This is a genomic window from Melaminivora sp., assembly GCF_032059615.1.
Lineage (GTDB): Bacteria > Pseudomonadota > Gammaproteobacteria > Burkholderiales > Burkholderiaceae_C > Melaminivora.
Genome location: NZ_DAMCAM010000003.1, coordinates 40,512 through 63,951 on the forward strand (window position 1 = coordinate 40,512; position 23,440 = coordinate 63,951).

The 23,440-nt window shown below is 70.7% G+C and carries 24 protein-coding genes and 1 tRNA gene; 19 read left to right on the top strand and 6 right to left on the bottom strand.

From position 1 onward, the window contains the following. Positions 1–6 precede the first annotated feature (6 nt). The 3 genes from folP (at position 7) to mgtE (ending at position 3,632) form a co-directional block, all read left to right on the top strand. Positions 7–897: a dihydropteroate synthase gene (folP, locus tag RT051_RS01285; protein WP_313070190.1), complete on the top strand. Its 891-nt coding sequence runs from the start codon at positions 7–9 to the stop codon at positions 895–897. Then, positions 894–2,228, top strand: a complete 1,335-nt coding sequence (gene glmM / locus RT051_RS01290) for a phosphoglucosamine mutase (RefSeq protein ID WP_313070193.1) — start codon at positions 894–896, stop codon at positions 2,226–2,228. The genes folP and glmM overlap by 4 nt, the downstream gene beginning before the upstream one ends. A 69-nt stretch (positions 2,229–2,297) precedes the next feature. Beyond that, on the top strand, positions 2,298–3,632 hold the full coding sequence (gene mgtE, locus RT051_RS01295) for a magnesium transporter (protein WP_313070197.1): 1,335 nt from the start codon (positions 2,298–2,300) through the stop codon (positions 3,630–3,632). Positions 3,633–3,642: 10 nt separating this feature from the next. Here mgtE and RT051_RS01300 read toward each other — a convergent pair whose 3' ends face one another. Together RT051_RS01300 and RT051_RS01305 are read right to left on the bottom strand one after the other, a co-directional pair. Then, positions 3,643–3,984: a rhodanese-like domain-containing protein gene (locus RT051_RS01300; protein ID WP_313070200.1), complete on the bottom strand. Its 342-nt coding sequence runs from the start codon at positions 3,982–3,984 to the stop codon at positions 3,643–3,645. Between the two features lie 3 nt (positions 3,985–3,987). Continuing rightward, entirely contained in the window at positions 3,988–4,698 is a 711-nt protein-coding gene (locus RT051_RS01305; RefSeq protein ID WP_313070203.1) for a protein-L-isoaspartate O-methyltransferase, read from the bottom strand. A 159-nt stretch (positions 4,699–4,857) separates the two neighbouring features. Between RT051_RS01305 and msrA the strand changes: the two genes are divergently transcribed. Next, positions 4,858–5,415 carry a peptide-methionine (S)-S-oxide reductase MsrA gene (gene msrA / locus RT051_RS01310; RefSeq protein ID WP_313070206.1) on the top strand — a complete coding sequence of 186 codons (558 nt, stop codon included), beginning with the start codon at positions 4,858–4,860 and terminating at the stop codon, positions 5,413–5,415. 7 nt (positions 5,416–5,422) lie between these two features. Here msrA and RT051_RS01315 read toward each other — a convergent pair whose 3' ends face one another. Next, positions 5,423–6,559, bottom strand: coding sequence for an iron-containing alcohol dehydrogenase (locus RT051_RS01315; RefSeq protein ID WP_313070211.1), 1,137 nt, complete (start codon positions 6,557–6,559; stop codon positions 5,423–5,425). 146 nt (positions 6,560–6,705) lie between these two features. Between RT051_RS01315 and RT051_RS01320 the strand changes: the two genes are divergently transcribed. Both RT051_RS01320 and RT051_RS01325 read left to right on the top strand, forming a co-directional pair. Continuing rightward, positions 6,706–7,677 carry an alpha/beta hydrolase gene (locus RT051_RS01320; protein WP_313070213.1) on the top strand — a complete coding sequence of 324 codons (972 nt, stop codon included), beginning with the start codon at positions 6,706–6,708 and terminating at the stop codon, positions 7,675–7,677. Positions 7,678–7,685: 8 nt separating this feature from the next. Further along, on the top strand, positions 7,686–8,549 hold the full coding sequence (locus RT051_RS01325) for a YbgC/FadM family acyl-CoA thioesterase (protein ID WP_313070215.1): 864 nt from the start codon (positions 7,686–7,688) through the stop codon (positions 8,547–8,549). A gap of 76 nt (positions 8,550–8,625) precedes the next feature. On the opposite strand, the gene RT051_RS01330 is transcribed toward RT051_RS01325, so the two are convergent. Beyond that, entirely contained in the window at positions 8,626–9,570 is a 945-nt protein-coding gene (locus tag RT051_RS01330) for a folate-binding protein (RefSeq protein WP_313070217.1), read from the bottom strand. Between the two features lie 56 nt (positions 9,571–9,626). Here RT051_RS01330 and mltG point away from each other — a divergent pair, with 56 nt between their 5' ends. The 6 genes from mltG (at position 9,627) to RT051_RS01360 (ending at position 14,262) form a co-directional block, all read left to right on the top strand. Continuing rightward, positions 9,627–10,631: an endolytic transglycosylase MltG gene (gene mltG / locus RT051_RS01335; protein ID WP_313070218.1), complete on the top strand. Its 1,005-nt coding sequence runs from the start codon at positions 9,627–9,629 to the stop codon at positions 10,629–10,631. Positions 10,632–10,642: 11 nt separating this feature from the next. Continuing rightward, on the top strand, positions 10,643–11,308 hold the full coding sequence (tmk, locus tag RT051_RS01340; RefSeq protein ID WP_313070306.1) for a dTMP kinase: 666 nt from the start codon (positions 10,643–10,645) through the stop codon (positions 11,306–11,308). Further along, a complete protein-coding gene (locus tag RT051_RS01345) occupies positions 11,301–12,308 on the top strand; it encodes a DNA polymerase III subunit delta' (RefSeq protein WP_313070220.1) in 1,008 nt (335 codons plus the stop codon). The genes tmk and RT051_RS01345 overlap by 8 nt, the downstream gene beginning before the upstream one ends. A 23-nt stretch (positions 12,309–12,331) precedes the next feature. Continuing rightward, positions 12,332–12,697: a PilZ domain-containing protein gene (locus tag RT051_RS01350; RefSeq protein ID WP_313070221.1), complete on the top strand. Its 366-nt coding sequence runs from the start codon at positions 12,332–12,334 to the stop codon at positions 12,695–12,697. A gap of 84 nt (positions 12,698–12,781) precedes the next feature. Then, positions 12,782–13,591: a TatD family hydrolase gene (locus RT051_RS01355; RefSeq protein ID WP_313070224.1), complete on the top strand. Its 810-nt coding sequence runs from the start codon at positions 12,782–12,784 to the stop codon at positions 13,589–13,591. Beyond that, a complete protein-coding gene (locus tag RT051_RS01360) occupies positions 13,588–14,262 on the top strand; it encodes an ankyrin repeat domain-containing protein (RefSeq protein ID WP_313070226.1) in 675 nt (224 codons plus the stop codon). Before RT051_RS01355 ends, RT051_RS01360 begins: the two co-directional genes overlap by 4 nt. Before the next feature lie 83 nt (positions 14,263–14,345). Here RT051_RS01360 and msbA read toward each other — a convergent pair whose 3' ends face one another. Further along, a complete protein-coding gene (msbA, locus tag RT051_RS01365) occupies positions 14,346–16,133 on the bottom strand; it encodes a lipid A export permease/ATP-binding protein MsbA (RefSeq protein WP_313070229.1) in 1,788 nt (595 codons plus the stop codon). 173 nt (positions 16,134–16,306) lie between these two features. Here msbA and tolB point away from each other — a divergent pair, with 173 nt between their 5' ends. The 5 genes from tolB to RT051_RS01390 all read left to right on the top strand — a co-directional run bounded on the left by tolB (position 16,307) and on the right by RT051_RS01390 (position 19,902). Then, positions 16,307–17,593 carry a Tol-Pal system beta propeller repeat protein TolB gene (tolB, locus tag RT051_RS01370; RefSeq protein WP_313070231.1) on the top strand — a complete coding sequence of 429 codons (1,287 nt, stop codon included), beginning with the start codon at positions 16,307–16,309 and terminating at the stop codon, positions 17,591–17,593. A 44-nt stretch (positions 17,594–17,637) separates the two neighbouring features. Continuing rightward, the gene (pal, locus tag RT051_RS01375; RefSeq protein ID WP_313070234.1) at positions 17,638–18,186 is read left to right on the top strand and encodes a peptidoglycan-associated lipoprotein Pal; all 549 of its coding nucleotides are present in this window, start codon (positions 17,638–17,640) and stop codon (positions 18,184–18,186) included. Next, on the top strand, positions 18,186–18,980 hold the full coding sequence (gene ybgF / locus RT051_RS01380) for a tol-pal system protein YbgF (RefSeq protein WP_313070237.1): 795 nt from the start codon (positions 18,186–18,188) through the stop codon (positions 18,978–18,980). Before pal ends, ybgF begins: the two co-directional genes overlap by 1 nt. A gap of 8 nt (positions 18,981–18,988) precedes the next feature. Beyond that, positions 18,989–19,771 carry a tRNA threonylcarbamoyladenosine dehydratase gene (locus RT051_RS01385; protein ID WP_313070308.1) on the top strand — a complete coding sequence of 261 codons (783 nt, stop codon included), beginning with the start codon at positions 18,989–18,991 and terminating at the stop codon, positions 19,769–19,771. A gap of 55 nt (positions 19,772–19,826) precedes the next feature. After that, a tRNA-Lys gene (locus RT051_RS01390) sits at positions 19,827–19,902 on the top strand. 78 nt (positions 19,903–19,980) lie between these two features. On the opposite strand, the gene RT051_RS01395 is transcribed toward RT051_RS01390, so the two are convergent. Then, on the bottom strand, positions 19,981–20,556 hold the full coding sequence (locus RT051_RS01395; RefSeq protein ID WP_313070240.1) for a C40 family peptidase: 576 nt from the start codon (positions 20,554–20,556) through the stop codon (positions 19,981–19,983). A gap of 217 nt (positions 20,557–20,773) precedes the next feature. Here RT051_RS01395 and RT051_RS01400 point away from each other — a divergent pair, with 217 nt between their 5' ends. Then, positions 20,774–21,385 carry an isochorismatase family protein gene (locus tag RT051_RS01400; RefSeq protein ID WP_313070243.1) on the top strand — a complete coding sequence of 204 codons (612 nt, stop codon included), beginning with the start codon at positions 20,774–20,776 and terminating at the stop codon, positions 21,383–21,385. A 131-nt stretch (positions 21,386–21,516) separates the two neighbouring features. Further along, on the top strand, positions 21,517–23,421 hold the full coding sequence (locus RT051_RS01405) for a propionate--CoA ligase (RefSeq protein WP_313070246.1): 1,905 nt from the start codon (positions 21,517–21,519) through the stop codon (positions 23,419–23,421). Positions 23,422–23,440: the final 19 nt, after the last annotated feature.

Sequence of the window (23,440 nt, forward strand, 5' to 3'; positions counted from 1 at the left end):
CGCCCCATGCTTTGGCAGACCACCCGCTTTGCCGTTGACCTGTCCCGCCCGCAGGTCATGGGCATCGTCAACGCCACACCGGACTCGTTCTCCGACGGCGGGCGCCACGCCAGCGCTGCGCAGGCGCTGCGCCACTGCGAGCAGCTTCTGAAGGAGGGTGCCGACCTGCTGGACATCGGTGGCGAGTCCACCCGCCCGGGCAGCCCCCAGGTGCCGCTGCAAGAAGAGCTTGCCCGCGTCCTGCCCGTGGTGCGGGGCGCTGTGCGCCTGGGCGTGCCCGTCTCGGTCGATACCTGCAAGGCCGAGGTCATGCAGGCAGCGCTGGACCTGGGCGCCGACATCGTCAACGACATCTGGGCGCTGCGCCAGCCGGGCGCCGCCGCGGTGGTGGCCGGGCACGGGCGCTGCGGCGTCTGCCTGATGCATATGCACGGCGAGCCCGCCACCATGCAGGCCACCCCCATGGCGGGCGACGCCGTGCCGCAGGTGTTTCAATTTTTGCAGCAAACATCCATTGCCCTGCAAGGGCTGGGCGTGCAAAAGAGCCGCATCGTGATCGACCCCGGCATCGGCTTTGGCAAGACCGTGGCGCAGAATTTCGCGCTGCTGGCCCGCCAGGGCGAACTGCTGGCCACGGGCCTGCCGCTGCTGGCCGGCTGGTCGCGCAAGTCCTCGCTCGGCTCGGTCACCGGCCTGCCGGTGGACGGGCGCCTCGTGCCCAGCACCACGGCCGCCGTGCTGGCGGTGGAGCAGGGCGCACGCATTGTGCGCGTGCACGACGTGCGCGAGACCGTGGCGGCGCTGGCGGTCTGGTCGGCCATGGCGGCCGAACGGCAGGGCGCTCTGGCGCGGCCGCAACCCAACCTTTCTCCTCCACTTCGACAAGACGCTCCATGACGCGCAAGTATTTCGGCACCGACGGCATCCGCGGCACCGTGGGCCAGGCCCCCATCACCCCCGACTTCGTCCTGCAGCTCGGCCATGCCGTCGGGCGCGTGCTGCGCCGTACCGAGGACCGCCCCACGGTGCTGATCGGCAAGGACACGCGCATCTCGGGCTACATGCTGGAGAGCGCGCTGGAGTCCGGGCTGAACTCCGCCGGCGTCGATGTGGTGCTGCTCGGGCCGCTGCCTACGCCGGGCGTGGCCTACCTGACGCGCGCGCAGCGCGCCAGCCTGGGCGTGGTCATCAGCGCCAGCCACAACCCTTACCCCGACAACGGCATCAAGTTCTTCAGCGCCCAGGGCAGCAAGCTGTCCGACGCCTGGGAGGAAGAGGTGGAGCAGGCGCTCGCCCAGCCGCCGCAGTGGGCCGATTCTGCCAGCCTGGGCCGCGCCCAGCGCCTGGACGACGCGGCCGGCCGCTACATCGAGTTCTGCAAGAGCACCTTCGCGCACGAGCTGTCGCTGCGCGGCCTGCGCATCGTGGTGGATGCCGCCCACGGCGCGGCCTACCACATCGCGCCCAAGGTCTTCCATGAGCTGGGCGCCGACGTCATCGCCATCGGCTGCGCGCCCGACGGCCTGAACATCAACCACGAGGTGGGCGCGACCCACCCCGAGGCCCTGGTGCGCGCCGTGCGCGCCAACCACGCCGACTTCGGCATCGCGCTGGACGGGGACGCCGACCGCCTGCAAATCGTGGACGGCGCCGGGCGCCTCTACAACGGCGACGAGCTGCTCTACCTCATGGTCGCCGACCGCCTGGCGCGCGGAGAGCAGGTGCCCGGCGCGGTGGGCACGCTCATGACCAACCTGGCGGTCGAGGAGGCCCTGTCGCGCCGCGGCGTGCAGTTCGTGCGCGCCAAGGTGGGTGACCGCTACGTGCTCGAAGAGCTGACGCGGCGCCGCTGGCTGCTCGGCGGCGAGGGCTCGGGCCATCTGCTGGCGCTGGACCGGCACACCACCGGCGACGGCCTGGTCAGCGCCCTGCAGGTGCTGCAGGCCTGCGTGGGCAGCGGCAAGACACTGGCCCAGCTGCTGCAGGGCATGGAGCTGTTCCCGCAGGTGCTGCTCAACGTGCGCCTGGGCCCGCAGCAGGACTGGCAGCGCAACACCCGGCTGGCCGAGGCTACCCGCGCGGTGCAGGACACTCTGGGCGATGGCGGCCGCGTGCTGGTGCGCGCCAGCGGCACCGAGCCGCTCTTGCGGGTGATGGTCGAGGCGCGCGACGCCGCCCTGGCCAATCGCTGCGCACAGCAGCTGGCTGACGCCGCCCGCGCCGGCTGAAGGCGCGCGCACTGGCGGTGGAGCAGCGCTCTTTGCCGCACAATCGCGCGCGCTCGTGAGGAAGCCCGCATGAAGGACACCCTGCAGAAATTGCTGTCGCACGGCCACCTGGCCGATGCCGTCAGCCACGTCAATTCGCTCGAACTCGATACTGCCCTAGGGCTGACCGAGAAGCTGGCAGCGAACGATCTCGTCCGCCTGCTGGAAAGCCCGGACCTGCGCTGCGGCCCGCTGTTCATCGAAAAGGCCGCCGCGGCCGGCCGCGGCGAAGTGCTCGAACACATGGCCGAGGACCGCCTGGCCGACCTGCTGAGCAATCTGCACCCGGAAGAACGCGACCAGGCGCTGCGCCTGCTGACCCCCGCATCCCGCACCTCGGTGCAGCGGCTGATGGCCTACCCGCAGGGCACGGCCGGCAGCATCATGACCACGGAGTTCCTGCAGGTGCCCCTGGCCTGGACGGTGGCGCGCACGCTGCAGCACATCCGCGAGACCGAGGGCATGCACGAGACCGTGTACGCCATCTACGTGGTGGACGACGCACAGCGTCTGCGCTTCGTGCTGTCACTGCGCCAGCTGGTCTGCGCCGAGCCGGCCCAGCCGCTGGAGGCGCTGTGGGGCGGCAGCGAGGCCATCACCGTCGCGCCCGAGGTGGACCGCGAGGAAGTGGCCCGCATCATCCGGCGCCACGACTTCCTCGCGCTGCCGGTGGTTGACGAGGAGCGGCGGGTGCTCGGCATCGTCACCGTGGACGACGTCATCGACGCCCTGATCGAGGAGGCCCAGGAGGACATCGGCCGCTTCGGCGGCGGCGAACACATGGGCGCGCCCTACCTGGAGGTGGGCTTCGGCACCATGCTCAAGAAGCGCGGCGGCTGGCTGGCCATTCTGTTTCTCGGCGAGATGCTCACCGCCAGCGCCATGCAGCACTATGAGATGCAGCTGGAAAAGGCCGTGGTGCTGGCCATGTTCATTCCGCTCATCATGAGCTCAGGCGGCAACTCGGGCTCGCAGGCTACGTCGCTGCTGATCCGCGGCCTGGCGCTGGGCGAGGTGCGGTTGCGCGACTGGTGGCGCGTCATCCTGCGCGAACTGCCCACCAGCCTCGTGCTGGGCGCCGGCCTGGGGGCCATCGGCTTTACCCGCATCCTGGTGTGGCAGCACGCGGGCTTCTACGACTACGGCGAGCACTACCTGCTGATCGCCTTCACCATCTGGCTGTCACTGGTCGGCATCGTCTGCTTCGGCTCCAGCATCGGCTCCATGCTGCCGTTCCTGCTGCAGCGCGTGGGGCTGGACCCGGCCAGCGCCTCGGCGCCGCTGGTGGCGACGCTGGTGGATGTGCTGGGCCTGGTGATCTATTTCTCGGTCGCGGCGCTGCTGCTGAGCGGAACGCTGCTGTAGCCGCCGGCGGCTAGTAGCGCGGCACGGCCGGGTCGCGCTCGGCCGACCAGGCGTCGATGCCGCCCGCCACGTTGGCTACGGCGCCAAAGCCCTGTTGCGCCAGGTAGGCCGCCACGCGCAGGCTGCGCGCGCCGTGGTGGCACAGGCAGGCCACCGGGCGCTCGGGCTCCAGTTCGTTCAGGCGCGCAGGCACTTCGCCCATGGGGATGGCCACCAGCTCGAAGGCAGGCGCTGGGCGCACGCTGGCCACCTGCAGCTCCCAGGGCTCGCGCACGTCCAGCACCATGGGCCGTTCGCCGGCGTGTTCCTGCAGCCAGGCGTCCAGCTCGGAGGGCCGCAGCTGTTCGAACATGCGTCAGAAGCGGAAAGGCGAGGGCTCGGGGAAGTTGCGCAGGCGCGGGGCGATCACGTCCCAGGGCTGGGTGGTCTCCAGGCCATGGCCCACCTTGCGCACGATGGTCGCGCGCATCATGGGCTCGACCCCGACGATGGCACCCAGGCGGCCGCCGTCGCGCAGCAGGCCCAGCAGGCGGTGCGGCACTTCGGCCACCGAGCCGCTGAGCACGATGACGTCGAACGGCCCGTCGTTGATGGGATCGAGGGCGCCGTCGGCCTGGCGCACGTCGGCGTTGCGCACCCCGGCGGCCTTCAGGTTCTCGCGCGCGAATTCGACCAGGCCGGGCACGATCTCCAGCGACACCACATGCTCGGCCTGGTAGGCCAGCAGCGCCGCCATGTAGCCCGAGCCGGCACCGATCTCCAGCACCCGGTCGGTCGGGCGCACCTGCAGGTCCTGCAGCATGCGCGCCTCCACGCGCGGCGCGAGCATGATCTGCCCCAGGCGGCTGGCCTCCTCGACGGGCTCGGTCAGGGGGATTTCCACGTCGGCAAAGGCCATGCCCTGGCAGGCCTGCGGCACGAAAGCCTCGCGCCGCACGGCGGCCAGCGTGTCCAGCACCCCGTCATCGAGCACATTCCAGGGGCGGATCTGCTGCTCGATCATGTTGAAGCGCGCATGCGCGATGGGGTCTTGCACGTTGGCAAGCGTGTTCAGGGGCAGATTCATGAAGCACTCCGGTGCGGGACGCGGTGAAGACGGACAAAACGGCCGATTTTAGGCCGCCCGCACGGTGCACTGGCGCTGTTGTCCGGCAAGGGGGGTGCCTCGGCCCTTCCTATGATGGCGGCGGCCCGCGATCACACCCGTCGGGCGGGAGAAACTTTCATGAGCAATGCCGAAGCGAACACCGAAACCATCGTCCTGGGCGGGGGGTGCTTCTGGTGCGTCGACGCCATTTTCCGCCGCGTGCGCGGCGTCACCGCGGTGCAGAGCGGCTATGCCAACGGGCATGTGCCGCAGCCCACCTACCAGCAGGTCTGCACGGGCAGCACCGGGCACGCCGAGGTGGTGCGCGTGGAGTTCGACCCTGAGGAGATCGACGTGCGCGAAATCCTGGAGATCTTCTTTGCCACGCACGACCCGACCACGCCCGACCGCCAGGGCAACGACGTCGGCCCGCAGTACCGCAGCGCCATCTACTACAGCCGCCCCGAGCACCGCGAGGCGGCCGAGGAGCTGATGCACAGCATGGAGCAGGAACGGATGTTCGGCGCGCCCCTGGTCACCGAGCTTGCGCCGCTGCGCAGCTTCTGGCCGGCCGAGGCCTACCACGAGGACTACTACACCGCCAACCCGCAGCAGGGTTATTGCGCCTTCGTGATCGCCCCCAAGGTGGAGAAATTCCGCAAGACCTTCCAGCGCCACCTCAAAAGCGGCGCCTGAGCGGCCCTCACATCGATTCGGCCAGCATGCGCCGGTAGTCCTCGGCGCTGGCCTGGCGCGGATTGGTCTTGTGGCAGTGGTCGGCCAAGGCGCCCCGGATCACGGCGTCGAACAGCGAGGCGTCCACGCCCAGCGCGGCCAGACCGGTTGGCAGGCCCAGGCGCTCGCTCAGGGCGTGCACGGCCGGGGCCACCTCGTCGCCGCTGGCCAGGCCCATGGCGCGGGCCATGCGCTCCAGGCGGCGCTCGGCCTGCATGGACTCGGCCTCGGCGTTGAAGCGGATCACCGCCGGCAGGAAGATGGCGTTCAGCGTGCCGTGGTGCAGCCGCGGCGCCAGGCCGCCGAGGCTGTGGCTGAGCGAGTGCACGCAACCCAGCCCTTTCTGGAAGGCCATGGCGCCCTGCATGCTGGCGCTCATCATGTGCAGGCGCGCGTTGCGGTCGCCGCCGTCGCGCGTGGCCGCCTCGATGTGGCGCCAGCCGCGCTCCAGGCCGTCGAGCGCGATGCCGTCGGCCGGCGGGTTGAAGGCCGCCGACATGAAGGTCTCCATGCAGTGGGCGATGGCGTCCATGCCGGTGGCCGCGGTGAGCTGCGGCGGCAGGCCCAGGGTCAGCTCGGGGTCGCACAGCGCGGCGCGCGGCATCAGGTGCCAGGAATGAAAGCCCAGTTTGCGTCCGTCCTCGACGATCAGGATGGCCCCGCGCGCCACCTCGCTGCCCGTGCCGCTGGTGGTCGGCACGGCGATCAGCGGCGCCACCGCTTCGGTGATCCGCGGCGAGCCGCCCTCAATGGTGGCGTAGGTGGTGAGCGGCCCGGCGTGGGTCGCGGCAATGGCGATGCCCTTGGCGCAGTCGATGGCCGAGCCACCGCCCACGGCGACCAGGCCGTCGCAGCCGTGCTCGCGGTACAGCGCCACGGCGGCGCGCACCGCGGCCTCGGTCGGGTTGGCCGGCGTCTGGTCGAACACCGCCACCGGCAGGGGCGCCAGCGCCTGCAGCGCCGGCTGCAGCACGCCCGCGGCGCGAACGCCCGCATCGGTGACGACCAGCGGCCGCGTGATGCCCACGCGCGCGCATTCCTGCGCCAGCAGGCGCACGGCGCCAAAGTCGAACTGGATCTGGGTGAGGTACTGGATGAGGGCCATGCGAGCGGGTTGCAGAGGTTGCCGTTACGATCGACCGCCACCCTACAACGGCGCGCAGCCCCTGACCAGACAGCCAACCCGCATCCGGCGCCGCCGTGCGTCGCCCGGGCGACAGCCGGGCAGCCGCACGGGGCACCCCACCCGCCATGACAGCCAACCCACCCTTTCACTCCCACGCGCGGCTGACGCCGCAGATGGCAGGCGTGCTCGAACGCATGGCCCGCGCCGCGCGGCCCGCCCTGCATACCCTGACGCCTGGCGAGGCGCGCGCACTCTACGCCGCCGGCGCCGACGTGCTGGAGGTGCCGCGCGCCGAGCTGGCGCGCGTGCAGGAGCTGCAGCTGCCCGCGCGGGACGGCGAGTGCCTGCCCGCGCGCCTGTACGCGCCCACCCGGGACGCCGGCCTGCCGCTGCTTTTGTATCTGCACGGCGGGGGCTTCACCATCGGCAGCATCGACACCCACGATGTACTGTGCCGCGAGCTGGCGCGGCTTGCGGGCTGCATGGTTGTCTCGCTCGGCTACCGGCTTGCGCCCGAACACTGCTTTCCGACGGCGGTGCACGACACCTGGGATGCGCTGCAGTGGCTGGCCGAGCATGCGGCGAGCCTGGGCGCCGACCCCGCGCGCCTGGCCGTGGGCGGCGACAGCGCCGGCGGCACGCTGGCCGCCGTGGCGGCGCTGCAGGCGCGCGACGCCGGTCTGGCGCTGGCGCTGCAGCTGCTGATCTACCCCGGCACCACGGCCCACCAGGACACGCCCTCGCACCAGCGCTACGGCCAGGGACTGGTGCTGGAGGCCAGCGCCATCGCCTGGTTCTTCGACCAGTACATCGCCCCCGGGCCGGCGCGCGAGGACTGGCGCTTTGCCCCGCTGCTCGCTCCCGACCTGGAGGGCGTGGCCCCCGCGTGGGTGGGCCTGGCCGAGTGCGATCCGCTGGTGGACGAAGGCATCGCCTATGCCGACCGCCTGCGCATGGCGGGCGTGCCGGTGCAGCTGGAGATCTACCGGGGCGTGACGCACGAATTCATCAAGATGGGCCGTGCCATCCCCGAGGCGCGCCAGTTCCACCACGACGCGGCCGCCGCCTTGCGCGCGGCCCTTTTCCCGCTGGATTGACAGGCACCATGCAACTTTCCGATTTCCGCAGCCGCACGCGCCTGCGCGTGCGCTGGTCCGAGGTGGACCCGCAGAAGATCGTCTTCAACGCCCACTACCTGACCTATGCCGACTGCGCCATGGCCGACTACTGGCGCGCGCTGGCGCTGCCCTACGAGGACAGCATGCGCGTGCTGGGCGGCGACGTCTTCCTGAAAAAGGCCGAGGTGCAATACCACGCCCCGGCCCGCCTCGACGACCTGCTGGACGTGGGCCTGCGCTGCACGGGATTCGGTGACAGCTCCATGGCGTTCGAGTGCGGCATCTTCGCGGGCGATCGGCTGCTGGCCTCGGTGGCGCTGCTCTACGTCTTTGCCGACCCCGCCGCGCAGGCCAAGAAGAGTGTGCCGCCCGCGCTGCGCGCCGTGATCGAGCACTTCGAGGCGGGCGGCGAGATGGTCGAGCTGCGCACCGGTGACTGGTCTGCGCTGCAGGGCGATGCCTCGGCGCTGCGCATGGCGGTCTTCGTCGAGGAGCAGCGCATCGACCCGCAGATCGAAATCGACGAGCACGACGCCGGCGCCCTGCACGCCGTTGCCTACAACCGCCTGGGCCTGCCCGTGGCCACCGGCCGGCTGCTGGCCGGCGCCGCGCAGGATGAGCTGCGCATTGGCCGCATGGCGGTGCAGCGCAGCCTGCGCGGCCAGCGCCTGGGCCGGCAGGTGCTCGACGCGCTGGTGCGTGCGGCCCGCGAGCGCGGCGCACGCTGCGTGAGCCTGCACGCCCAGCGCAGCGCGGAGGATTTCTACCGCCGCGCCGGCTTCACGGCCGAGGGCGAGCCGTTCGAAGAGGCAGGCATCGCGCACATCGCCATGCGCCAGCCGCTCGATTGACTATCGTATCGATAGCTGTAGGCCCATGACTGGCAACGCCAAAACCCGTTTTTGGCGTGTTTTTTGAGGTGCTGGCTCAAATGTCTTCCAGCAAGGCATAGGGCAGCGGCTGCAGCTCCAGCGGTACGCCCGCCACCTGCAACGCGCCACCCGCGGCCGCGATCTGCAGCGACACCAGCGCGTCCACGCCGCCGCCCGGCGCCGGCGCCGCCTGCACCACCAGGCCCACGGGCTGCTCGGCGTCGTCCTGGGCAAAGACTTCCGCGCCGGGCGCCACGGACGCGGGCGCGTGTGCCAGGAAGGTGCGCCGCTTGATGGCGCCGCGGAACTGGCTGCGCGCCACCACCTCCTGGCCCGGATAGCAGCCCTTCTTGAAGTTCACGCCGCCCACCGATTCGTAGTTGAGCATCTGCGGCACGAAGGCCTCGGCCAGCGGCGCGGTGAGCGTGGCCACGCCGCTGCGCACCTCGCTCCAGTCCCACAGCGCGGGCGCAAGCGCCGGCGCCTCGGGCGGCAGGCTGCCGGCGGGTGCGATGCGCAGCGCGCGCGGCTGGCCGTCGGCCGGGTACAGGGCGACCACGCTGGCCTCGCCCTGCTGCGCCAGCGTCCAGGGCGCGGCGTCGGCGGGCAGGGCGGCTTCAGCAGCCTCGCCCAGCAGGCCGTGCAGCTGGTAGTCGGCGCTGGCGTCCGTGAGCCGCGCCTTGGCGCGCAGCACGAACATGGACAGGCGCCTGAGCGTGGGCGCCAGCAGGTCGCGCGAACACAGCAGCAGCACCTCGGCGTCGCCGCGCTTGAAGCCGATGAAGCTGGCCAGCATGCGCCCCTTGGGGTTGAGCAGGGCGGCCAGGCGCGCATGGTGCGGGTCCAGCAGGGCAAAATCCTGGCTTAGCTGGCCATGCAGGAAGGTGGCGGCGTCCTCGCCCGCCACGCGGATGACGCCCAGGTGGGCCAGGGCGGCGGCGCCGGACGGCAGGGGCGGGCGGCTCTCCGGCCCGGTGGGGAAAGGCGTGGAATCGGTCATGCGTGAATTATCATGGCCGGCTTCTTTCCGCCCTGCCGCTGCTGCCTTTATCGCCCGTGCGTCGTCTCTTTCTCCTGTTGCTCGTCCTCGTGGTCGCCGCGGGTGCGGCCGCCGCCTGGTGGCTGCAGGCGCCACTGCCGCAGCGCCCCGGCGCGGCGCTGGCCGGCCAGCCGCTGGAGCTGGCCATCGAGCCGGGCACCACGCCGCGCGGCGTGGCCCGCGCGGCCGTGCAGGCGGGCTTGGACGTGAATGCCGACCTGCTGTACTGGTGGTTCCGGCTCTCGGGCCAGGACCGGGGCATCCGCGCCGGCAACTACGAGATCCCGCCCGGCACCACGCCGCAGGCGCTGCTGCAAAAACTGGTGCGCGGCGAAGAGGCGCTGCGCGCCGTCACCCTGGTCGAGGGCTGGAATTTTCGCCAGGTGCGCCAGGCGCTGGCGCGCGCCGAGCAGCTGCGCGCCGACACCGCGGGCCAGAGCGACGAGGCCATCATGGCGGCGCTGGGCCGCGCGGGCGTGCCCGCCGAGGGGCGGTTCTTCCCCGACACCTACACCTACGCCAAGGGCAGCAGTGACCTGGCCGTGCTGCGCCGGGCCCTGCACGCCATGGACCGGCGCCTGGAGGCCGCCTGGGCGCAGCGCGACGCGCGCACGCCGCTCAAGAGCGCCGACGAGGCGCTGATCCTGGCGAGCATCGTCGAGAAGGAGACCGGCCGCGCCGAGGACCGCGCCCTGGTGGCCGGCGTCTTTGCCAACCGCCTGCGCGTGGGCATGCTGCTGCAGACCGACCCCACGGTGATCTACGGCCTGGGCGAGAAGTTCGACGGCAACCTGCGCCGGCGCGACCTGACCACCGACACGCCCTTCAACACCTACACCCGCGCCGGCCTGCCGCCCACGCCGATCGCCATGCCCGGCAAGGCCTCGCTGCTGGCGGCCGTGCAGCCGGCCGAAACCCAATCGCTGTACTTCGTGGCGCGCGGCGACGGCTCCAGCCACTTCAGCAGCACGCTCGACGAGCACAACCGCGCGGTCAACCGCTACCAGCGCGGCCAGAAATGACGGCGGCGACCATGCAGCACGGCCTGTTCATCACCTTCGAGGGCATCGACGGCGCGGGCAAGTCCTCGCACATCGAGGCGCTGGCCCAGGCCTTTGGCGCCGCCGGGCGCACCGTGACGCTCACGCGCGAGCCCGGTGGCACGCCGCTGGCCGAGCGGCTGCGCGAGCTGCTGCTGCACCAGCCCATGGACGCGCTGACCGAGGCACTGCTGGCCTTTGCCGGGCGGCGCGACCACCTGCGCTGCGTCATCGAGCCGGCGCTGGCGCGCGGCGAGGTGGTGCTGTGTGATCGCTTCACCGACGCGACCTTTGCCTACCAGGGCGCGGGGCGCGGCGTCGATGCCGGTTTGCTATCGCAATTGGAGCACACTGTCCAGGCGGGATCTGGGCAAAACCCCGATTCGGTCCGCAACCCCGACCTGACGCTGTGGTTCGACGTGGCCCCCGAGGTGGCGGCCGCGCGCCTGGCCGCCGCCCGCGCGCCCGACCGGTTCGAGGCCCAGCCGGTCGAATTTTTTCGCCGCGTGGCGGGCGGCTACGCCCAGCGCATGGCCGAGGCGCCGGCGCGCTTTGCCCGCATCGACGCGGCCCGGGCACGCGAGCAGGTCGCCGCCGAGGTGCTGGCGCAGGTTGCCGCGCGCGGCTGGCTCGGTGGTGGGGGCGGTGTGCATGGCTGAGTCCGCAGCGCCCTGGATCGCCGCGCAGCGCGCCCGGCTGCTGGCCCAGCGCGGCCATGCCTGGCTGCTGCAGGGCCCCTCGGGCCTGGGGCAGTACGAGCTGGCACTGGAGCTGGTGCGCGCCTGGCTGTGCGACCACCCGGGCGCGCCGGGCGCGTGCGGCGCCTGCGCGAGCTGCCACGGCATCGCCGTGCGCACCCACCCTGACCTGTACGTGCTGATGCCCGAGACGCGCATGCTCGCGCTGGGCTGGCCGCTGCCGGAGAAGGCCCAGACCGAGATCGACGACAAGAAGCGCAAGCCGAGCCGCGAAATCCGTGTGGACGCCATGCGCGATGCCGTGGAGTTCACGCAGCGCACCAGCAGCCGCGGCCGGGGCAAGGCGGTGCTGGTCTATCCGGCCGAGCAGATGAACCACATCACCGCCAACGCCCTGCTCAAGACGCTGGAGGAGCCGCCGGGCGACGCGCGCTTCGTGCTGGCCACCGAGGCCGCGCACGAGCTGTTGCCGACGATCCGCAGCCGCTGCCTGGCGCACACCATGGCTTGGCCGGCGCAGGGCCAGATGCAGCCCTGGCTGCAGCAGCAGGGGGTGGACGCCAAGGCGGCCGACGCGCTGCTGCGCGCCGCGGGCGGGCGCCCGCACGAGGCGCTGGCCCTGGCGCGCGCGGGCCGCAGCCCCGCCGCCTGGGCGCTGATCCCGCGGGCTGTGGCGCAGGGCGACGCCGCTGCCCTGGCCGAATTCGAGCCGGCCGAGGCGGTGCAGGTGCTGCAAAAAGTCTGCCACGACGCGCTGGCCGTGAGGGCGGGCGCCGCGCCGCGCTACTTCGCGCCGCAGGACCTGCCGCCGGCCGAGGGTCTGCCCGGGTTTGCCGTGCTCACGCGCTGGTCGCGGGCGCTGGTGCAGCACGCGCGCACGGCCGAGCACCCCTTCAACGCCGGGCTGATGCGCGAGGCGCTGGCCGCGCAGGCGCAGCAGGCCCTGGCGCCGCGCCGCTGACGGCGCTGAAACGAAAGGCAGCCATGGCCACCAGCACCGAGCAGACCCCCCCGCGCCCGGGCGTCATCCAGCTGAATATCCGGGAAAAAGCCGCGCTGTACGCCGCCTACATTCCGTTCTTCGAGCAGGGTGGCATCTTTGTGCCGACCACGCGCGAATACCGCCTGGGCGATGATGTCTACCTGCTGCTGACCCTACCCGAGGATGAGGGCCGCTACCCCGTCGCGGGGCAGGTGGCCTGGATCACGCCGGCACGCGCGGCGGGCAACCGCACGCAGGGCGTGGGGGTGCAGTTTCCGCGGGACGAGGCGTCGCGCCAGCTGCGCCGCCGCATCGAGGAGATCCTGGGCAGCAGCCTGCAGTCAGAGCGGCCCACGCAGACCATCTGACCTGGCTACGTGCCGCGTCCCGCGCGCACCCATCCGCCTCGCCGGGCGGCCGCCGCGGAGCCACATTTCATTGTTCAAGCACCCATGTTCGTCGATTCGCATTGCCACCTGAACTTTCCCGAGCTGCGCGCACGCGTGCCGGAGATCCGCGAGGCCATGGCGCAGGCGCAGGTGGACCGCGCCCTGTGCATCTGCACCACGCTGGAGGAGTTCGACGACGTCCACGCCCTGGCCCTGGCGCATGACAACTTCTGGGCCACCGTGGGCGTGCACCCCGACAACGAAGGCATGGCCGAGCCTACGGTCGAGGACCTGGTGCGCCGCGCCCGCCTGCCGCGCGTGGTCGCCATCGGCGAGACCGGGCTCGATTACTACGGCATGGAGGACCGCAAGGGCGGGCGCAGCATCGCCGACCTGCAGTGGCAGCGCGAGCGTTTTCGCACGCACATCCGCGCGGCCCGTGAGACGGCGCGGCCGCTGGTGATCCACACGCGCAGCGCCGCCGCCGACACCCTGGCCATCCTGCGCGAAGAGGGCGAGGACGGCGCCGGCAACCGGGCGGGCGGGGTGTTTCACTGCTTCACCGAAACGGCCGAGGTGGCGCGCGCGGCGCTCGACCTGGGTTACTACGTCTCGTTCTCCGGCATCCTCACCTTCAAGAACGCCCAGGACCTGCGCGACGTGGCGGCCTTCGTGCCGCTGGAGCGCCTGCTGATCGAAACCGACAGCCCCTATCTTGCCCCCGTGCCGTATCGCGGCAAGGTCAACAGCCCGGCTTACGTGCCCTTCGTCGCGCAGCAGGTCGCCCAGGTCAAGGGGCTGCCGCTGGAGCAGGTGGCAGATGCAACCAGCCGCAACTTCGAGCAACTTTTCTTGAATGGAACCGCCCCATGATCGCGCGTCGCACCCTTCTTTCAGCGCTGGTGTTGGCCGGCCCCACGGCGGCCTGCGCGGCCGGCGGCGCCCACGCCGATTTCTTCCGTGCGATCGAGGTGGACAACGTGCAGGCCGTGTCAGCCCTGCTGCGCCGCGGGTTCGACCCCAACGCGCGCGACACGCGCGGCCAGCCGGCGCTGGTGCTGGCCCTGCATGGCGAGTCGCCCCAGTCGGCGCAGCTGCTGATCGGCGCGCGCGGCCTGAAGGTGAACGCCCGTAACGCCAAGGGCGAGACGGCCCTGATGATGGCCGCGCTGCGCGGCAACCTGGAGGCCGCCCGCGCCCTGATCGCCCGCGATGCCGACGTGAACCAGGAGGGCTGGACGCCGCTGCACTACGCCGCCTCGTGCATCACCGACGAAGCGCCCGAAATGGTGGCCCTGCTGCTCAGGCAGCATGCATTCATCGACGCGGCCAGCCCCAACGGCACCACGCCCCTGATGATGGCGGTGCGCTATGGCAAGTTCGAAAGCGCCCTGCTGCTGGTGCGCGAGGGCGCCGACCCCACGCTCAAGAACGAGAAGGGCCTGTCGGCGCTGGATTTTGCGCGCCAGGCCGACCGGGCCGACATGCTGGACCTCGTTACCCAGGCGCTGCGCCGGCGCGCGCCCCGGGCAGGGCGGTGGTAGCAGCTGCCGGTTTTTCAATGAAAAACGGCTCCAGCCCTTGTCCGGCAAGGGCTCGCTGCTCTTTTTTTTGAATTGCCTGCGGCTCAGGCGGGGCGCGCCTGCAGGCGTGCGTACAGCCCGCCCAGCGCCAGCAGTTCGGCGTGCGTGCCCTGCTCGGCGATGCGGCCGCGCTCCATGACGACCACGCGGTCGGCGTGCTCGATGGTGGACAGCCGGTGGGCGATCACCAGCGTGGTGCGCCCGCGCATCAGGCGCTGGAGGGCGTCCTGCACCAGGCGTTCGGACTCGGTATCGAGCGCCGAGGTGGCTTCGTCCAGGATCAGGATGGGCGCGTCCTTGTAGAGGGCGCGCGCGATCGCCAGGCGCTGGCGCTGGCCGCCCGACAGCTGCGTGGCGTTGTGCCCGACCCGGGTGTGCATGCCCTGCGGCAGCGCGGCCACGTGTTCGGCCAGGTTGGCCGCCTGCAGGCAGTCCTGCACGCGCCGCTCGTCGACGGGCGCGCCCAGGGCGACGTTGGCGGCGATGCTGTCGTTGAACATCACCACGTCCTGGCTGACCAGTGCAAACTGCGCGCGCAGCGAATCCAGGCTCCAGTCCTGCAGCGGCACGCCGTCCAGCCGCACCATGCCGCTGCCGGGCACGAGAAAGCGCGGCAACAGGTTGACCAGCGTGGTCTTGCCGGCGCCCGAGGGGCCGACCAGCGCCACCACCTCACCTGGCCGGATGGCCAGCGTCACCCCGGCCAGGGCCGGCGCGTGCTCGTCGCTGAACGACACCGACACGTCCTGCAGCTCCAGCGCCCCCTGGGCGCGGCCGGCCTGGTGCGTGCCGCTGTCCTCGGGCAGAGACTGGGACAGCAGCAGCAGGCCGCGCTCGAGCGCCGCCACGCCGCGCGTGATGGGGTTGGCCACGTCCGCCAGGCGCCGGATGGGGGCGATCAGCATCAGCATGGCGGCGATGAAGGAGGCAAAGCCGCCCACCGTCACCTCATGCGCGCCGCCTGCGCTGCCGTGGCTCTGCCACAAGGCGATGCAGATCACGGCCGAGAGGGCGCCGGCGGCCAGTAGCTGGGTGGTGGGCGTCATGGCGGCCGAGGCGATGGTCGACTTGATGGCCAGGCGGCGCAGCTCCTGGCTCAGGGCGCCGAAACGGCCGGCCTGCTGCTGCTGGGCGCCGTGCAGGCGAACCATGCGGTGGGCGAGCACGTTTTCCTCCACCACATAGGCCAGGTCGTCGGTGGCCTGCTGGCTGGTCTTGGTGATCCTGTAGAGGCGCCGCGACAGGGTCTTCATGATCCAGGCGACGCCCGGCACCATGACGGCGACGATGAGCGTGAGCTGCCAGTTCAGGTAGATCAGGTAGGCGAGCAGCGCAATCAGTGTGAAGCCGTCGCGCGACAGGCCCATGAGCGCCTGCACCAGCGCGGTGAAGCCGGTTTGCACCTCATACACCACGGTGTTGGACAGGGTGCTGGCCGACTGGCGTGAGAACAGCTCCATCTGCGCCACCATCAGCCGATCGAACAGGGCGGTGCGCAGGCGCAGCATGCCTTCGTTGGCGATGCGTGCCAGGGCGTACTGGCCGGTGAATTGCGCCAGACCCCGCACCAGGAAGGTGCCGATGATGGCCACCGGCACCATCCACAGCTGCAGCGACCCTTCGGTAAAGCCCTGGTCGAGCAGGGGCTTGAGCAGGGCGGGGATCAGGGGCTCGGTAGCGGCGCCCACCAGAGTGGCCAGCACCGCCAGCGTCCAGGCCAGCCGCTGGTGGCCAAAGTAGGCGTGCAGGCGCTTCAGACGTGACAGCAGCGGCAATGGCGCGGCGGCGGCGGGCGCGCCGGCGGCCGCGCTGCTGTGGTGTGCTTCTCCCATGGGGTGCGAATTCTACGGTTCGCCCCCAATCCCCGCCGGCACAGTTTGTCACGTCGCCCCGCGTTCGATGTGTAACATTGCAGCCCTTTGCTGTCCGGCATTCGACGGCGCCTGCTTGCTTGCCAATGACCACTGAAGACCGCTTCCTCCCCCATTCCTTCCTTCCTGCCCGCATGGGCGAACCGGGCCGCTGGTCGCGCCGCGCGGCCACGCTGGCGCTCGCCGGTGGCTGCGCCGTGCCGGCCCTGGCGCAGTTCCGCGTGGAGATCGCGGGCGTCGGACTGACGCAGCTGCCCGTGGCGATCGCGCCATTCCGGGGCGAGGCCCAGTCGCCGCAGAAGATCTCGGCCATCGTCCAGGCAGACCTGGAGCGCAGCGGCCGATTCACCGGCGTGGACGCCTCGGGCGTCATGCTCGACGAGCTGTCGCGCCCCGACCTGAGCCTGTGGCGCCAGCGCAGTGCCGACGCCCTGGCCTCGGGCAGCGTCACGCGCCTGGCCGACGGGCGCTTCGACGTGCGCTTTCGCCTGTGGGACGTGGTGCGCGCGCAGGACCTGGGCGGCCAGAGCTTCGTCGTCACCCAGGCGGACCTGCGCCTGGTCGCGCACCGCATCGCCGATTTCATCTACGAAAAGCTGACCGGCGAGCGCGGCATCTTCTCCACGCGCCTGGCCTACGTCACCAAGGTCGGCGCGCGCTACAGCCTGTGGATCGCCGACGCTGACGGCGAGAACGCACAGTCGGCCCTGTCCAGTCCCGAGCCCATCATCTCGCCGGCCTGGTCGCCCAACGGCTCGCAGGTCGCCTACGTGTCGTTCGAGTCGCGCAAGCCCGTGGTCTATGTCCACGACGTGGCCTCGGGGCGGCGCCGGCTGATCGCCAACTTCCGCGGCTCCAACAGCGCGCCGGCCTGGTCCCCCGACGGCCGCCAGCTGGCCGTCACGCTCAGCCGCGACGGCGGCTCGCAGCTCTACACCATCGACGCCCATGGAGGCGAGCCGCGCCGGCTGATGCAGAGCGTGGGCATCGACACCGAGCCGGCGTATTCCAGCGACGGGCGCAGCATCTATTTCGTGAGCGACCGCGGCGGCTCGCCCCAGGTCTATCGCGTGGCCAGCAGCGGCGGCCCGGCCGAGCGCGTGACCTTCCAGGGGTCCTACAACATCTCGCCGGCCATCAGCCCGGACGGTCAGTGGTTGGCCTACATCTCGCGCGTCGGGGGTGGCTACAAACTGCACGTCATGGATCTCAAGGCCGGCACGGTGGCAGCCATCACCGACACGGTGGCGGATGAAAGCCCGAGCTTTGCCCCCAACAGCCGCCTGATCGTGTATGCGACCCAGCAGCAGGGGCGCGACGCTCTCATGACCACCACGCTGGACGGCAAGATCAAGGCCCGGCTGGCGGGGCAGGGCGGTGACATCCGCGAGCCCGACTGGGGCCCGTACCAGAAGCAATAACAACGTTTCCCTTCCAACTACAACAGCTCTTCAGGAGAGACCTCATGACTGCCTTTTCCCTCAAGCGCGTGTCCGCCGCTTTTGCCATCGCCGCGCTTCTGGCCGGCTGCAGCTCGGGCGTCAAGCTCGATGACGCCCCCGTCGAGGACCGGGGCGCCACGCCTGTCGCACCCGGTCCGGGCGCCAACTCCGGCGCCGCCGGCCAGAGCGGCGTGGCACCGGTGGACCTGACGCAGTCCGGACGCGAGGGCGAGGGCCCGGTGGGCGTGGCCCGCATCGTTTATTTCGATTTCGACAGCTATTCGGTCAAGCCGGAGTTCCAGTCCCTGCTGGAGTCGCACGCCCGCTACATCAAGAGCGTGCCCGCGCGTCGCGTGGTGATCGAAGGCCACACCGACGACCGCGGCGGCCGCGAATACAACCTGGCGCTGGGCCAGAAGCGCGCCGAGGCCGTGCGCCGTTCGCTGGGCCTGCTGGGCGTGGCGGACTCGCAGGTCGAGGCGGTGAGCTTCGGCAAGGAAAAGCCGGCAGCCTTTGGTGATAGCGAAGACTCCCGCGCACAGAACCGTCGCGCCGAGCTGTCGTACCGTTGATGACCGCGCCCTTCCTCCCCAGCACCTTCCAGGGCCGCCCCGCGGCCCTGGCTGCATTGTTCGCCGCGGCGCTGTCGTGGTCCGCGCCCAGCCACGCTCTTTTCGAGGACGGAGAAGCACGGCGTGCCATCCTGGAGCTGCGCCAGCGGGTCGATGGCCTGCAGCAGTCCAGCCAGCGGGTGGGTGAGCGCTCCAACGACGAGTTGTCGCAGCTGCGCCGCAGCTTGCTGGACCTGCAGACCCAGATCGAGGCTCTGCGCACCGAGCAGGCCCTGCTGCGCGGCCAGAACGAACAGCTACTGCGCGACGTCGCCGAATTGCAGCGCCGGCAAAAGGACATGGCGCAGGGCGTCGATGAGCGCCTGCGCCAGTTCGAGCCGGCCACGGTCAGCCTGGACGGGCGCGAATTCCGCGCCGACCCCGCTGAGAAACGCGATTACGAGGCAGCCCTGGCAGCCTTTCGGAGTGGCAAGTTCGCCGAGGCCGGAACGGCCTTCAGCGCCTTCCTGCGGCAGTACCCGCAGTCCGGCTACGTGCCCTCAGTGCGCTTCTGGCTGGGCAACGCGCAGTACGCGACGCGCGATTACAACCAGGCCATCGCCAACTTCAAGGCCCTGCTGGCCGCCGCGCCCGACCATGCGCGCGCGCCCGAGGCGGCGTTGTCGATCGCCAATTGCCAGATCGAGCTGAAGGACACCAAGTCTGCGCGCAAGACCCTGGAAGACTTGGTTCGCACTTATCCGCAGTCGGAGGCCGCAGCCGCGGCCAAGGAACGGCTGGCGCGGCTGAAGTGACGGCCGGGATGCCGCAGGACGGCGACGACATCGACACCGAGCGCCGCTTCGGCGGCCTGGCACGGCTGTACGGCGTTCCAGGCGCCGCCGCCATTCGTGCAGCCCACGTGGCCGTGGTTGGGGTGGGCGGCGTCGGCTCCTGGGCGGCCGAGGCGCTGGCACGCAGCGGCGTGGGGCGGCTGACCCTGATCGACCTCGACCACGTGGCCGAATCGAACGTCAACCGGCAGATCCATGCCCTTACCGACACCCTGGGCCAGGCCAAGGTGCAAGCCATGGCCGAGCGCATCGCGCAGATTCACCCGGCGTGCCGGGTGGACTGCGTGGAAGACTTCGTCCAGCCGGACAACTGGCCCGCCTTGTTGCCCGCCCCCGTGGACGCCGTCATCGACGCCTGCGACCAGGTGCGCGCCAAGACCGCCCTGGCCGCCTGGGCGCTGCGCGCGCGGCGCCCGTGGTTCATCACGGTGGGCGCGGCGGGTGGCAAGCGGCTGGCGCACCAGGTGGACGTGGACGACCTGGCGCACACCACGCATGACCCCCTGCTGGCCCAGCTGCGCTACCGCCTGCGCCGCGAGCATGGCGCACCGCGCGATGGCGCGCGCATCGGCGTGGCCTGCGTGTTCAGCCGCGAATCGGTCGCCCGTCCGCACGCCTCCTGCGAGGTGGCGGCGGGGGACGGCACGCTGAACTGCCACGGCTATGGCTCGACGGTGGCGGTGACCGCCGGCTTTGGCATGTGCGCTGCAGGCTGGGTCCTGGAAAAGCTCGCCACTGCCGGGAAGGGCTGAAACCCAGGTTATAATTCGAGGCTTCGCTTACAAGCGAGACCGGTTTCCCGCACAGGGGTCGTTAGCTCAGCCGGTAGAGCAGCGGACTTTTAATCCGTTGGTCGCAGGTTCGAATCCTGCACGACCCACCAAGACCATGAAAAAGGCCAGCTCCCGGGAGCTGGCCTTTTTTGCTTCCGGCGCCGAAGCGGCCGCGCAGGCTGCCTTTTTCAGCGGCGCGCGCTCTGCAGGTGCTCGGCGGCCAGTTCTGCAGCGTCGTCTTCCAGCACGCGTCGTGCTCCATTGAAACGGCGCTGCCAGTAGGAAACCTGCATGTCCTCGACGCGCACCTGGGCGCCCGAGCGCGGGGCGTGGATGAATTTGCCGTCCCCCAGGTAGATGCCCACGTGGCTGAAGGCGCGACGCATGGTGTTGAAGAACACCAGATCGCCGGGTTTCAAATCCTTCTTGTCGATGACTTCCGTGGCGGCGGCCTGTTCATTGGCGCGGCGCGGCAGGACCAGGCCCTTGGCCTGCTCGAAAGCGGCGCGCACGAAGCCGCTGCAGTCAAAGCCACTCTCCGCCTGGTTGCCGCCACGGCGATAGGGCACGCCGATGAAGCTGGTGGCGGTGGCGATCAGCTCGGCGGTGCGATCCGTCACCTGATGGCCGACACCCTGCAGCTGGGCCGTGAAAGAGGAGGAAGGGGGAGTGGCGCGCTCGGCAAGAAAGCGGTCCAGATCGTCGGCGGGTGCAGCGTAAGCATTTGCACAGGCCAGTAACAACAAGCACATCCAGCGAGACATGGGGCGCGAGGGTATCACGGCTGATTGTTGCTGTGCTGTCGCAAACGTTGCAGGGCGTTGACCAGCGTCAATTTCTGCGTGTCAGGCTGCAGGCAAGCGCCCGGGCTGGCAGGGCGCGGGACGGAAGCCGCGCCCCTGTGCGCCCGCGAGCGCGCGGCTGCAGGCGACAATGGTGCTCACCCCCTTTTCCTGAACGTACGGACTTCCCCTAACCGCCATGCTGCTTGACGCCTCTGAATCCCAACTGGTGCTCGTGGACTACCAGGAGCGCCTGATGCCCGCCATCCACGACGGCGCGGCCGCCCTGGCCAATGCGCGGCGCTTGGCCCAGATCGCCAGGATGCTCCAGGTGCCGGTCTTCGGCACCGAGCAGAACCCGCAGCGCCTCGGCCCCAACGACGCGCAGCTGCGCGCCCTGTGCCAGCGCACCCTCGCCAAGATGCATTTCAGCGCCGTGCCCGACGGCCTGGTCGAGTGGCTGCGCCCGCCTGCACGGCCGCAGGGCGGCAATGCCCGCAGCCTGCCGCGCCACCTGCAGAAGCAGCGCGAGCAGCAGGCCTCGGGCGACGGGCGCGAGTCCATCGTGATCGCCGGCTGCGAGGCGCATGTCTGCCTGCTGCAGACTGCGCTGGAGCTGCTGGACGACGAGTTCGAGGTCTGGGTCGTGACCGATGCCTGCAGCTCGCGCACCGAGCGCAGCCGCGATGCGGCCTTCGACCGTCTGGCGGGTGCGGGCGCCGAGCTGGTCACCACCGAAATGGTGGCCTTCGAGTGGCTGCGCAGCTGCGAGCACCCAGCCTTCAAGGACATGCTGGCGCTGATCAAGTAACGGCATGGAAGGGCACGCGGCCGCAGGCAGGGCCGCGCGTCAGCTTGCCGCAAGCGCGCCGTGAATAATTATGAATTTTGAATGATCACCCGGCTGCGCCCGCAGCCCGCCTACCGGAGGAGACGCCCACCATGGTCGAAGCACATGCCAGTTTTGCCGAGTTCCACCGCCGCTCCGTCGAGGAGCGCGACGCCTTCTGGGCCGAGCAGGCGAAGTTCATCGACTGGCACACGCCGCCGCAGCAGATCTGCGACTACAGCAACCCGCCGTTTGCCCGCTGGTTCGTGGGCGGCACGACCAACTTGTGCCACAACGCGGTGGACCGACATCTGGCGCAGCGCGCCGACCAGCCGGCCCTGATCGCCATCTCCTCTGAAACCGGCACCGAGCGCACCTACAGCTACGGCGAACTGCACCGCGAGGTGCAGCGCATGGCGGCCGCGCTGCAGTCGCTGGGCGTGGGCAAGGGCGACCGGGTCCTGATCTACATGCCCATGATCGCCGAGGCAGCGTTTGCCATGCTGGCCTGCGTGCGCATCGGTGCGCTGCACTCGGTGGTGTTCGGCGGCTTCGCCTCCTCGTCCCTGGCCACGCGCATCGAGGACGCCCAGCCCACCGTGGTCGTCAGCGCCGATGCGGGCTCGCGCGGCGGCAAGGTCGTGCCCTACAAGCCCCTGCTGGACGAGGCCCTGGAGCTGTCGGCGCACAAGCCCGCGGCCGTGGTGCTGGTCGATCGCGGCCTGGCGCCGGCGGCGCTGCGTGCCGGCCGCGACCACGACTGGGCGGTGCTGCGCAGCCGGCATGAGGCCGCCGAGGTGCCCTGCGTGTGGGTGGAGTCCACGCACCCGAGCTACACCCTCTACACCAGCGGCACCACCGGCAAGCCCAAGGGCGTGCAGCGCGACACCGGCGGCTACGCCGTGGTGCTGGCCTCGAGCATGAGCCACATCTTCATGGGCCAGCCCGGCGACACGTATTTTTGCACCAGCGACATCGGCTGGGTGGTCGGCCACAGCTACATCATCTACGCGCCGCTGCTGGCCGGCATGGCCACGGTGATGTATGAGGGCCTGCCCATCCGGCCCGACGCGGGCATCTGGTGGAGCATCGTGGAGAAGTACCGGGTCACCCACATGTTCTCCGCACCCACGGCCATCCGGGTGCTCAAGAAGCAGGACCCGGAGTACCTGCGCAAGTACGACATCTCCAGCCTCAAGGCGCTGTGGCTGGCCGGCGAGCCGCTGGACGAACCCACGGCGCAGTGGATCAGCGAGGCGCTGGGCGTGCCCATCATCGACAACTACTGGCAGACCGAGACGGGCTGGCCCATCCTGACGCTGTGCAACGGCGTCGAGCCGCAGCCCTCGCGCTTCGGCAGCCCGGGCAAGGCGGTCTATGGCTACGACGTCAAGCTCATCGACGAGGGCACGGGCGAGGAGCTCACCGAGCCCCACCAGAAGGGTGTGGTGGCCATCGAGGGGCCGCTGCCTCCGGGCTGCCTGCAGACCGTGTGGCGCGATGACGAGCGCTTTGTCAACACCTACTGGAAGAGCATCCCCGGCCGGCTGATTTACAGCACCTTCGACTGGGGCATCCGCGACGCCGACGGTTACTACTTCATCCTCGGGCGTACCGACGACGTCATCAACGTGGCCGGGCATCGCCTGGGCACACGCGAGATCGAGGAGTGCATCGCCGGCGACCCGCGCATCGCCGAGGTGGCGGTGGTCGGGGTGGCCGACACGCTCAAGGGGCAGGTGGCGATGGCGTTCGCCGTGCCGCGCGACGCCGCCAGCGCCGCGGACGACGCCTCGCGCCAGCAGCTGGAGTCCGACATCATGAAGCGCGTGGACGCGCAGCTGGGCGCCGTGGCGCGGCCGTCGCGCGTGTTCTTCGTGGGCCTGCTGCCCAAGACGCGCAGCGGCAAGCTGCTGCGCCGCGCCCTGCAGGCGGTGGCCGAGCGGCGCGACCCGGGCGACCTGACCACCATGGAAGACCCGGCCGTGCTGCAGCAGATCAAGAGCCTGGTGGGCTGAAACCGGGGCGGGACCTGCT